Origin of the sequence: Bifidobacterium sp. UTBIF-78 (assembly GCF_006408945.1) — a bacterium.
GTDB lineage: Bacteria > Actinomycetota > Actinomycetes > Actinomycetales > Bifidobacteriaceae > Bifidobacterium > Bifidobacterium myosotis.
This window is the reverse complement of the sequence record NZ_JFAO01000020.1, coordinates 1-11,654: the sequence shown is the minus strand read 5'-3', so window position 1 is coordinate 11,654 and position 11,654 is coordinate 1. Positions and strand designations below refer to the sequence as shown.

Below are 11,654 nucleotides of genomic sequence, written 5' to 3'. Positions count from 1 at the left end.
ATCGATGTCGTTGTACCGTGACGAGGCCGTGGTCCTGAGAACCGCCAAGCTCGGCGAGGCTGACCGCATCATCACGTTGCTGACCCGTGGGCATGGAAAAATCCGTGCGGTGGCCAAAGGCGTGCGCCGCACCAAATCACGGTTCGGCGCACGCCTCGAACCGTTCATGCGCGTGGACGTGCTCATCGCCGAAGGCCGTTCGCTGGACGTGGTCTCCCAAGCTGAATCCGTGGCCGCGTACGGTGCGTCCATCGCCGCCGACTACGGGGCGTACGAGGCCGCCAGCGTCATCGTCGAAACGGCGGACAAGCTCGTGAGCACCGAACATGAGCGAACCGTGGCCCAGTACCGGCTCATCATCGGCGCGCTCAACGCGCTCGCCAAACGCGCTCACGCGCCCCGCGCCATCAGCGGTTCCTATGTGATGCGTGCGCTCGCGGTGGCAGGCTGGACGCCGAGACTCAACACCTGCGTGGTATGCGGTCGGCGCGAGGGCGCGTACCTGTCCATCGCCGCAGGCGGTGTGATGTGCGAGGCCGACCACACGACGGACGCCCGCCGCATCCCGCCCTTGGCGTTGCGCCAGTTCGCCGCACTCACCGAGGGGGACTGGGAGGTGCTGGACGCCGGTCCGCTCGAGCCCGTGGCGGGCCAATTGGTTGAAGATTGGGCGGAATATTACTTGGAGCGTCCGATTCGTTCGCTGCGCTTGATAGATTCGTGAGTATGGCTTTTGAGAACGTCGACTACACTTCGTTGAGCATTCCGGCGGCGCCGTTTTCCGACCCCGCCTGCATCCCCGATTTCCCGAAGGACAAGGTGCCGCGCCATGTGGGCGTCATCATGGACGGCAACGGGCGCTGGGCCAAGCAGCGCGGCATGATTCGCACCAATGGCCATCAGGCGGCCGAACCGGTGGTGTTCGACACCATCGCCGGCGCGATCGAGGCCGGCGTTCGCTATTTGTCGCTCTACACGTTCTCCACTGAAAACTGGAAGCGCTCGCCGCAGGAGGTGCGTTTCCTCATGGGGTTCTCGCGTGAGATCATCCACCGCCGCGTCGCGCAGATGGACGACTGGGGCGTGCGCGTGCGCTGGTCCGGGCGTCGCCCGAAGCTGTGGAAGTCGGTCATCGACGAGCTTGAGGTCGCGATGGAGCGCACCAAGCACAACAAGGTGATCGACGTGGTGTTCTGCATCAACTACGGCGGGCGCGCCGAGATCGCCGACGCCTGCGCCGCGATCGCGCGCGAGGTGCGCGACGGCCGCATCTCCGGCGATCGTGTAACCGAGAAGATGATCGCCGACCACCTCTACAACCCGGACATCCCGGACTGCGACCTCGTAATCCGCACGTCCGGCGAGCAGCGCACGTCGAACTTCCTGCCGTGGGAGGCCGCCTACGCCGAGCTCGACTTCGTGCCCGAGCTGTTCCCCGACTGCGGCCGCGAGGTGCTGTGGCGTTCCATCGATCACTACATCCACCGCGACCGCCGCTTCGGCAACGCAAAGTAGCAAAAATCGCTTTCCCTCCCACAGCTGGCTCCCCTCCCTGAGGCGAGCCGACCAGGCGGAATCGCCCTCCCCATTTGGTTCCCCTTCTTTGAGGGGAGCTGTCACGAAGTGACTGAGGGGAGCAGTACGACAGCAGCGGGAGTACCACAACACCAGAAGGAAGCAACACAACACCAGACCATCTGGCCGCTCATTCGCTACTGGTCCAGATCCTCGTCCGATTCGCGGCCCAGCGCCGCCCGTTCCACCAGTGAAATCAGCCCGAGCAATATCGCCGTCTCGACAATCACCACCACCGTGGCCGAGAAAATCAGCGGCGTGCGGAATGAGTTGAACGCGGCCTGCAGCCAGATGCCGAGGCCGTTCATCGCGCCGAGGTATTCGGCGGTGGCGGCCGTGCCGAACACGTATGCGGCTGCGATGCGGATGCCGCCGAAGATCTGGCGCGCGGCCACGCGAAGTTTCACATGCCACAGCGTCCATGCACGCGTGGCACCGCAGGTCAGGGCCACGTCCTCGTAGAACTGCGGCACGGCGTTGAGTCCACGGGCCGTCTGCACGGAGACCGGGAACACGCCGAACACCGCCACGATGACGATTTTGCCGAGCGGCTCGAACCCGAACCAGATCATGAACAGCGGGGCCACCGTGATTAGCGGAATGGTCTGCGCGGCCGCCAGCAACGGGTAGAACGCGCGATACATGGTCTTCGAAACGTACAGTCCGATGCCGATGAGGATGCCCGCAATCACGGCGATGGAGAAGCCGGTCACACCCTCATAGGTGGTGATCGACGCGGCCGTCATGAGATCGGGCCATGTATCGACCATCGAGGCCACAATCTGCGTGGGCGCGGCGAGCACACGCTCGGAAATGTGTCCGGCGCGAACGGCGAACTCCCAAATCGCCAACAGGCCTCCGATGGTCAGTGCCGGTGGCCATATCCGTTCGATCCACGGTTTAAGTTTCATTCGTCGGTATCCGTCTTCCGCAAACATTCTGGGCATAAGCCAGCCAATTATTCTGGGTGTTTACGTATCTTTTATGCGGTTCTGGGCATATAGCCACCTTGTAGACGGGGTATTGGCCGTTTATCAGGTAGCCATATGCCCAGAACCGCATATGGGGATACGCAAAACGTAGGCATATGCCCAGAATGTCATGTGTGATGTGTGTTCTGCGCGATCCGGTATCCGGTCGGACTCACGCCACGTAGTCGTTGGTGGCGAGATCCTTGGCCTGCGGGGCCTCGGCCGGGTCCTTGCCGTCCTTGTCCTTGTAGGTGCCGGCCTTGTACTGGAAGTCGAGGTACGGCTGGGCGTCGTCGAAGTTCACGGTGCCGGGTAGCGACTTCGGGTCGTCGGTGGTCCAGTAGCCGTTCTTGGCGATCTCCTCCATCGAGGTACGGGTCAGCTTGGAATCGAGCTGAGCCTCCTTGGCCTGCTCGACCAGCAGGTCCGCGGCCTTGTCCGGGTTGGCCAGCGCGTAGTCGTAGCCCTTCTTGGTGGCCGAGATGAACTTCTTCAGCGCGTCGGCGTTCTTGGAATCCTTAAGCCAGGAGGACTTCACGGCGAAGCCGAGCTGGTCCGGGTTGCCGGGCACGCCCCAGTCGGAGGCGACGAAGCAGTTGAGGGCCGGGCCGTTGAGCTCGCTCTCCACACCCTCCCAGGTCACGTAGAAGCCGCCGAAATCACCCTTGCCGCTGGTGAGCGTCTCGAACGTGTTGGTGCCGGCGGTGGCGGTCTTGATCTCGCCGGTGCCGCCTGCGTACTTGATCATCTGCTGGACCACGGCGGTCTGCTCGGCTGAGCCGAAGCTCACGAACGTCTTGCCGGAGAGGTCCTTCGGGGTCTTGATGTCGGTGCGGGAGGCCAGCGCGCACCAGCGGGCCACCTGCTTCTGGGTCAGGTCGAACACGAACTTGAGGTCCGCGCCCTGCGAGTTGAAGGCGGCCACGTTGCTCAGCGTGGTGAAACCGACGTTGGCCACGCCGTTCTCCACGCTGGTCTCGGCGCCGGCTTGGGCGGTGGGCAGAATCTTCACGTTGACGCCGGCGTCCTTGTAGTAGCCGAGCTTCTGGGCCACGTACAGGCCGATGTGGTTGGTGTTCGGCGTCCAGTCGAGCATGAACGACACGGTCGGTGTGGCCGAACCCGCGTCGCCGGAGCCGGAATTGGAGGAATCGGCGGTATTCGTGCTACCGCATGCCGCGAGGGACAAGCCCATCGCAAGGGCTCCTGCAGCGGCCGCAATCGTGGTCAGACCCTTCTTGAGTCCAGTCATCATCTTCTCTTTCACCTTGCCTTCCGCGCATATCGCGCGATACGGCCTGATGCATCGGAAGCGGGAAGGTGAGGAGCCCGCGCGAGACATCAGACCAAGCGCCCCGTGCGTATGTCCCAAAACTGTGCGGGACCTTGCCGGGCGCGAATCCAACTGATGTGGGCACGGTTGCTGCCACCAACCGCACGAACGCCACCCAGTATAGCCAGACGTCTGGGCGAGCGGGATACCGTGGGGTTCGGGAGCGGTGCGGCAAGCCGGCACATGAGCGGGAAGGTGCGAAGTGCCGGAGCGTAGCCGCTGCTTCGACGGGTTCGTCCCGGCGCTTACAGATTGTGCACGGCGCCGATGAACAGCGGGATGCCGTCGGGGGTGATCAACGCATAGAGGAACGGCCGATCCACGGTGAATTCCACGGGGTCCGCAGGTGCGCCGGCGGAGTCCGTGCCGGATTTGGTGAACGCCGCCGCACGGGCCCCGTGCTCGTTCACCTCGATGCGCGTGCCTTGGACCACCGTACCGATGAACAGCCGGCCGACGCCTTGGGATTCGTTCGCCGTCATGCCGGAGAAATCGGCGGACGCACCGTCGAAGGCATCGGTGGCACCCAGCGACTTGAGCGTCGCGATCGTCTCGTCCGAGGTAAACATCGAATCGATGGTGAACACCGGCATCGAGACGTACACGGTGCGCGGCTCGCTTGACACGCCCCAACCGGGCGCGGCGTCGGTGACGCATCCGTATGGTTCGTTGGCGCATGTGCCCAGCGCCCACTGCATCCGCTCCGCGTCGCCGGCGATCTCGTCGAAGTGGCCGTCGGCCGGCAGCAGCACGACCAGTGCGCCGCCGTTATCGAACGGGATGGTCACCCGCTGCCAGGTGTCGTTCGTGTCATGGGCCCAGACCATGCTATCGAAAACGCGATGCATCATCCGCACCGTGGACTCGCGGTCCGCGCTGTGGAACGGTTCGTCGGTGGTGAACTCCGGGTCGAACGGGTCCTGCCAGCGACCGTCCGCGTAGACGGTGTTGATAACGGACATGATCTCCCGTTCGCTGACCTTTACATTCGGCTTGAGCATGCCTTGCGTATGTTGGGACACCCAACGGCCCATCCGCTCCGCGACGCCGTTCCGGTCGCCGAAGTCCGCTGAGACGACTTCCGCATCGAAGGATCGGCTTACGGTGCTACGGAACCCGTCCGCCAACGTGATGCCGTCGTCCACCCACAGGGAGTTCGCGGCGCTCATCTGCGATTGGGAGCCGTCGTACCGCCCGTTGATCGAGCGCATCAATGACCGGTAATCGGTCTCGGCGAGCGAGCCGGTGCCGAGCAGTTCATCCAACTGCGACCGGGTGTCGCCCTTCGCACCCTGTGCGGTAAGGGACAGTGCCATCCACATCGAGGCGGGGGAGTAGTTCATGTTGCCGTTGGGGTCGCGCGCCGATTCCATGGCAAGGAACTCCGGCGCGCTGCGGTAGGCGAACGCGGTGACGCTCGTGTTCGCCGCCTCGGTGGCGGGTTGGGCGGCCGGCTTGGCGAGGTTCGCCGCGATGATGCTCCCGCCTCCGACCGTCCACCACACTCCGGCGCACGCGCCCAGCACGATGACGAGCGCCGTCACGGCGGCGATGATCGCATTCCGCTTCCTCCGGCGCTGCCTCGTGCGGTAATAGTCGAGGATGCCCGTGTCGCCGGTGTTCGTCGCGTCCGTCGTATCCGTCGTATCCATGATGATTCATCCATCCCAAAGGCCATGTGCGCCACGCTTCCTTGCAAGGCGCAATCATGATTCCATTGTAGAGGTGAGGGCTGGGGGAACATGCACTCGATGGCCAGCCGTGCCGTACCGGGGGTGGACCGGATAGGTCGGACGGTACGGCGATGGTGGGGCGGACTGTACGGCGACCGTGTGGCGTTGGTATGGCGGCAGTATGGCGGCGGTACGGCGGCAGTACGGCGACCGTATGACGGCGGCTAACCGATGGTCAGCATACGGGCCGCGTAATCATAGCGAATCGAGGGGTCCCTCCCGGCGATGTGACACTCGTCCGGACGCGCGGGCCGGACGCCGGCCAGTCGGATGAACACCCCGTCGATGACGAGGTCGGCGACCATCAGTGTACCGTTCGCATAGCAGGGCAGGGTGAAGGCTCGCCGCAGGCCGATTGGCCAGACAATCCAATCGGCCGGGGTCTCTTCATCAGGGGAATCATAATGATAGACATCCGGACGATACCTGAGCAGCACGCCTGTCCATAGGCATCGCACGGCCACCATGCCGTCCGGCCGGTTCGACAGGCGTACGGCCACGACGATCACAACGGTGGCCAGTGGCAGGATGATCAGCAGAATCGTAATCATCGCCCATCGTCCCGGCATCGAAGGCAACCCGATGGTGCGGTCGAGCAGCGTGGCCAGACCTCCGCAAATCAGGCATCCGACGATGAAGGTGAGAAACCAGGTACTGCCGGCCACCCGCCGGCGGCCGGCCCACGCCTTATGGAACGCCTCTTGTGATCCCTGCACCCATGGATTCATCGGTTTGCCGCCTTCCGTCAGCCGGACGCCTTCCGAATCCGATGGTACGCGTACCGCGCGGCCCACACCACGGCGAAACCGAGGAACGAGGCCACCGCGAACACCTTGACGAAATGCCACACCTGATCCATCTGCGACCAGTTGAAATACATGTCGCCCAATGTGGTGCAGACCGACCCGACATAGCAGGTGTCGTCCAACGGCCTGATCAGAGCCACGAGTATCGGTGCTGACACCAGCGAGCAGACGAGCGGGAACAGCAACGCGCGCCACGGGTGGCTCAGCGCGGCATCCCGCGAGGCGTATGCGCCGCACGCTATCAGGAGTACCGGCGGAATCACGAAATTGATCAGTAGGGCGGCACCCAGCACGGCTTCGCTTCCCACAATGATTAGAGCCAGCAGCAGGCCGTACGACAGTGCCACGGCAAGCCAACAACCGAATCGAACGGCATCCTTGCGAATCCAGCGCAGCATCCGGGCGCTGAGCGAGCCCGGTTCGGGGTTCACGAACAGCGCGCGCAGGCCGTATCGACCGATTGCGTAGCAGATGAACGCCACCGCCGCATAGGAGACCAGCAGCACGCCCACGCCGTACAGCGTCTGCCCGATGAGACGCAACCCATCGGTGCGCATGAGCTCGACCCATTCCGGCCACGTCGGATACCGATACCCGGGCTGCAGCCGCAGATTCGCCCAGCCGAACCCCAACGGGCCGAGCAGCGCGCTCGCCAGCGGGAAGGACAGACTGCCGGTGCGGATGGTGCCCAGAATCACATTGGCTAGTCCCAGCGCCAACGGCCAAGGCAGCAGCATGCTGCCCAGCCAGACGAAATGGTCAGGCGAGGTCATCCAGTTAGCGTTGCCGTCGTAGTCGAGGATGAACGCGCCCGATCCCATGATCAGCAGCGCCAGCAGTACAGCCAATGAGATCATGCCGATCCAATGCGCGCGGTTCCAGGTGAACCGTCGTTGCGATGTCGTGTTCATCGGATGCTCCTTTCACGACGTTGTGCGGATTATCGGGATGATTCCATCATAGATTCGCCGCAAATCGTGGGATGATGGTTGTCATAGCGGCTATGACAACGCGGGGACGGAGCGGTTTCGCGCGGGCATCATCGATGGGACCGAGGAAGGGGATGGCGGCATGGGAAGGAGTACGGGAATCGGTATGGGCGGTAATGACGGGATTGGCGCCGACGGCGCCGGCGACGTCATCGATGACGGATTCGTTGGACGTACCGGTGACGGCGGTTCCGGCGGGCGTACCGGATACGCCGGCAGTGGCATCGCCGTCACGGGGATCGAAGGCGGGAACGATGACGGCATGGACGCCGTCGCCGATACGGGGAAGGCGAGGACGTCGGCATCCATCCGCATCGGGCTCGTGGACAACGACCCGTACGCGGTAAAGGTTCTGCAGGCGATGATCGAACGCATGGGTGCCGACTTCCGGGTGGTCTGGACCTGCGACCTGGGAGCCGTAGCAATCAGCCGCTGCCTGAACCCGGCGAAACGGCCGGACGTGCTCGTCACCGACATGTCGATGGGCGACGTGCCCGGCACCGAGGTCTGTCGGGCCATCCGCGTCAAAACTCCGGAGGTCGGCTTGGTCTGTGTCACCTCGTATTCACTCGCCTCATTCCGTGACGAGGCCGTACGCTGCGGGGCCCAGGCGCTGGTGGCCAAGACCGACCTTCCCGGCATCGCGCGTGGCATCCGTTGCGCGGCGCGTGGCATGCCGATGGATGGGGATGCAGGCGGGAACGGAGTCGGGCGCGGGGGAGCCGGATTCATGGACGCCGTCAGTGCCCATATGCTGTTGGAGGATGCGGGCTACGTCGCCCGCGGGGCGTTGTCCGCCAAGGAACGGGAGACCCTGCGCCTGTATGCGGAAGGGTTCACCACCAGGGAGATCGCCGTACGTCTCGGCGTGAGCGCCGCGACCGTGGCCACTTTCGAGCGCAGGGCGTGCGCCAAACTTGGCGCGCGAAGCCGTGCGCATGCCATCTCCATATGCGTCAGACGACACGAGATTTAGTGGTTCTAGAAAGCCACGTGCGAGAAGCGCATCCGTAATTGCAGGACGAGCCGGCCCGCGAGCGGGACTGAAGTCAGTCAATTCGTCAACGGACTTCCGACGCAGGACATTACCCGATCTCTGAAGGAGGAGCGGACGATGATTCGTGGATTATGGCGTCGCATCGCCGAAGCCGACGCGCGCGTGGGCAACGCGTGGCTACTGACCGCCACGCTGCTCGTCGCCTTGGTCTGCGTGATCGAAACGATGCGCTCGATTATGGTCGACGGTCTGCCGGCGGCAGCGGGAGCACCGGCGTTCCTGCTTGTCGCGGCGACGGTGCTGATGTCCTTCCGTCCGGTCGAGGGCTGCCTGCTGACGACTGCACTGATTGTGGTGATGACGTTCGGGGCGTCGTGGGTGCCGTCCGGCGCGCTGCTTGCGGTGATGCTGGCGATTGGCATTGCGGGATACGTCTTCGGATGGTTCGGTGCTCTCATATTGGCCGTGACCGTGATGGGCTGGGTGATTGGGCCGGTCGGGGATGTGGCTGCTTCCGGGCATACGGGTGCCAACGCACAGACTGCCGGTACGGTTCAGGCAGGAGCCGGTCGGCAGGTGATTCTCGGCGTCGTCACCATCGACGGGCCCATGCCGGTGATCGTGCTCGCCGTCGGCTGCCTGCTTGCCGGCGTGGCGGCGCGCTGGAACCATGAGCGCGGCATGGCCCAAGCCGAATTGGATCATCGCCGGCGTCGCGAGCGTGCGGCCCGGGACATCCATGACTACGTATCCAATGATCTGGCGTATCTGATTCTGCGGCTCGACAAGGATATCGCGGATGATTATGCCCCGTCCGTCGAGGAGCTGCGGGAATTGCGCAAGGTGGCCGTCGGCGCGTTGAATCGGACCCATCAGGTCATCGACGTGATGGAGGGGCGTGGGGATTCCGGCGACGTTGTCGGTGATGGTGGTGAATTTGACGGTGACATTGACGGCGAAGCTGGCGGCGGCGACATCACTACCGATACGTCCGGCCCACGGAACCGGGGAATCGGTGCCGGCAATATCACTTCCGGAGACCGGCTGGACCGGGGAAGAGCACGGAGAAAGGATGGCGTTCCATCAGGCGTTTCCGGTCCGACGCTCGACCTGTCCGGAGGAATGTCGGGACGGTCGGAGCAAGCGAAGCAGACAGAGCAGACGGCCGTGCGGCGGGTGCGCCGCATCGCGCGGAACGGCGATCGCAGGCTCGCGGAATTGGGATTCGATGGACGGACCATCATCTCCACGGTCGATGTCGGACCAGTGGTCAGTATCGATGAGACCGATGCCGACAGCGGCGCCTCTGACGATTACGGCGATTACACCGATTACGGCGGCCTGCTTTCGGGATTATTGGAGGAACTGTATGGCAACATCGCCAAACACGCCGATCCGGCGGGCGGATACGTGGTGACGATTCGATTCGGCTCGGACGCCGTCCATATCGTATGCACTGACAGGCCGCGCGTGCAGGAACCGGGGGCGCGTGCCGATATCGCCGCGGGCGGTACCGGGCTGGCCCGGTACGGAACGTTGCTGGAAGAACGAAAAGGCGTCCTGCGCATTACTACGCAGGACGCCGAATGGACGCTATCCGTGGTGGTGCCGTATTAGTTCTCAGCCCACCGACTTTTGTGCGGTTTCGGCGCCGAAGAAGCCGACGATGAGCATCGAGGCGATGGCGATCACGCTGATGGAGACGAAGATGGACGTGGCGCCGAGGGCGGTGAGCATCCAGCCCACGACCATCGGCATCAGCACGTTGAGCAGCTTGGCGATGGCGTTGGCCACGCCCACGCAACGGAAGCGCACCTTGGTGGCGAACAGCTCAGGGGCATATACGGCCACGACCGAAGCCATAAGCACGTACAGGCACATCATGAGCAGGAAGCCCACGATAATCGCGCCCGTGGTGGAGGACTGGAAGGCGTACAGCATGCCGAACACGCCGGTGAACAGGAAGGCCGGCACGATCGTGCGCTTGCGGCCGATGCGGTCGATGAGCAGCGAGCCGATGAGGCAGCCCACCGGGGCGCCGAGCATCATCAGGGTGGACGTGGTCAGCGAGGAGGAGAGGTTGATGCCGCGCTTGACCAAAATCGTCGGCACCCACGAGGTGAAGGCGTAGGAGCACACGTTGGTGGCGCTCACGGCCACGATGGCTACGAGCAGGCAGATGCCCAGCGAACGGCCACCGGCGTTGCGAGTGGAGTCAACGCCAGCCTTGGCGGCAGCAGTCTGAGGCTCCGAACCGTTGGCCTCAAGCTGCTTGACGATGGCGTCGGCTTCGTCATAGCGGCCATGCACCGCAAGCCAGCGCGGGGATTCGGGGATGTCGCGGCGCAGCCACCAGATTACGGCGGCCACCACGCCGATGCCGACGAACAGCGGACGCCAGCTCCAGCGGGGGATGATGAAGGCGCACAGCAGCATGGCGATCGGCACGCCACAGTTGGCCACGAGCGAGACGATCGCGCACCAGTGGCCGCGGCGGTTCATCGGCGCGAACTCGTTGACCATGGCGAAGCCGGTCACGATCTCGGCGCCGAGGCCGAGGCCCGCGCCGAGGCGGCACAGCGAAAGGATGGCCATGTTCGGGGCGAATGCGCCCAGGAACGTGAAGCCGCCGAAGAGCAGTAGGTTGATCTGGTATGCCACGCGACGGCCCTTCAGGTCGCCGACGAAACCGGCGAGCAGCGAGCCGACCAGCAGGCCAAGGAAGCCCGCGGACATGAACGTGGAGTTCTGGGCCACGGTGGACCAGTGGGTGGACAGCGCGCTGGAAGCCACGGCGCTGCCGATATAGACGTCGATGCTGTCCATCAGCATGCCGGCCGCGACAAGCGCGACGATGCGATGGAACATCGGGGTTTCGTGTGCGCGATCCACGCGCGAGATAATATGGCGCTATTGCTGTTTTCGTGGGTGGTTGTTTGCCGGTGGGGCGTTGAACCGGTAAGAGAAGAGCGCTTTTTGGTTAGGATGTTCATCGACCAAGAAAAACACAACCGAAAAGCGCCTGATGAACAGCATATTCAAACAGCTCCTCAACGTCAAAGGCATGGTCGTCGAGAACGTCTGCATCGTCGATGGTCCCATGCGCCCCGAACCCGTGCTCGAGGTGCGCGTGCGCCCGCGTGCGGGCATGCTCAGGTGCTCGAGGTGCGGGCGGAAGCGTCGTGGCTATGACCGTGGCGGCGGCGTGCGCCGATGGCGCCATCAGGATTTCGGATGCTGGCGGGTCGAA

10 protein-coding genes and 1 pseudogene are annotated in these 11,654 nt (G+C 64.0%); 5 read left to right on the top strand and 6 right to left on the bottom strand.

Going from position 1 to position 11,654, the window contains the following annotated elements:
* The first annotated feature begins 4 nt into the window (after window positions 1–4).
* Both recO and BG22_RS05370 read left to right on the top strand, forming a co-directional pair.
* On the top strand, window positions 5–724 hold the full coding sequence (gene recO / locus BG22_RS05375; protein WP_140493894.1) for a DNA repair protein RecO: 720 nt from the start codon (window positions 5–7) through the stop codon (window positions 722–724).
* 2 nt (window positions 725–726) lie between these two features.
* Window positions 727–1,515 (top strand): isoprenyl transferase, encoded by a 789-nt coding sequence (locus BG22_RS05370; RefSeq protein WP_140493892.1) that lies wholly within the window; start codon window positions 727–729, stop codon window positions 1,513–1,515.
* Window positions 1,516–1,712: 197 nt separating this feature from the next.
* Here the strand turns inward: BG22_RS05370 and BG22_RS05365 are convergent, their stop codons facing one another.
* The 5 genes from BG22_RS05365 to BG22_RS05345 form a co-directional block, all read right to left on the bottom strand.
* Window positions 1,713–2,486 carry an ABC transporter permease gene (locus BG22_RS05365; RefSeq protein ID WP_140493890.1) on the bottom strand — a complete coding sequence of 258 codons (774 nt, stop codon included), beginning with the start codon at window positions 2,484–2,486 and terminating at the stop codon, window positions 1,713–1,715.
* Between the two features lie 232 nt (window positions 2,487–2,718).
* Window positions 2,719–3,801 (bottom strand): ABC transporter substrate-binding protein, encoded by a 1,083-nt coding sequence (locus BG22_RS05360; RefSeq protein ID WP_181163396.1) that lies wholly within the window; start codon window positions 3,799–3,801, stop codon window positions 2,719–2,721.
* Window positions 3,802–4,124: 323 nt separating this feature from the next.
* A complete protein-coding gene (locus tag BG22_RS05355; RefSeq protein ID WP_140493888.1) occupies window positions 4,125–5,531 on the bottom strand; it encodes a serpin family protein in 1,407 nt (468 codons plus the stop codon).
* 245 nt (window positions 5,532–5,776) lie between these two features.
* The gene (locus tag BG22_RS05350; RefSeq protein WP_140493886.1) at window positions 5,777–6,340 is read right to left on the bottom strand and encodes a hypothetical protein; all 564 of its coding nucleotides are present in this window, start codon (window positions 6,338–6,340) and stop codon (window positions 5,777–5,779) included.
* Between the two features lie 17 nt (window positions 6,341–6,357).
* Window positions 6,358–7,329, bottom strand: a complete 972-nt coding sequence (locus BG22_RS05345; protein WP_140493884.1) for a DUF2400 domain-containing protein — start codon at window positions 7,327–7,329, stop codon at window positions 6,358–6,360.
* 160 nt (window positions 7,330–7,489) lie between these two features.
* On the opposite strand from BG22_RS05345, the gene BG22_RS05340 reads away from it, so the two are divergent.
* Window positions 7,490–8,383 (top strand): response regulator transcription factor, encoded by an 894-nt coding sequence (locus BG22_RS05340; RefSeq protein WP_258186219.1) that lies wholly within the window; start codon window positions 7,490–7,492, stop codon window positions 8,381–8,383.
* A 138-nt stretch (window positions 8,384–8,521) separates the two neighbouring features.
* Entirely contained in the window at window positions 8,522–10,021 is a 1,500-nt protein-coding gene (locus BG22_RS05335; protein WP_094667794.1) for a hypothetical protein, read from the top strand.
* Window positions 10,022–10,024: 3 nt separating this feature from the next.
* On the opposite strand, the gene BG22_RS05330 is transcribed toward BG22_RS05335, so the two are convergent.
* Window positions 10,025–11,308 (bottom strand): MFS transporter, encoded by a 1,284-nt coding sequence (locus BG22_RS05330; protein ID WP_140493882.1) that lies wholly within the window; start codon window positions 11,306–11,308, stop codon window positions 10,025–10,027.
* A gap of 121 nt (window positions 11,309–11,429) precedes the next feature.
* Here BG22_RS05330 and BG22_RS05325 point away from each other — a divergent pair.
* Window positions 11,430–11,654 (top strand): annotated as a pseudogene (locus BG22_RS05325) (hypothetical protein); the annotation flags it as partial.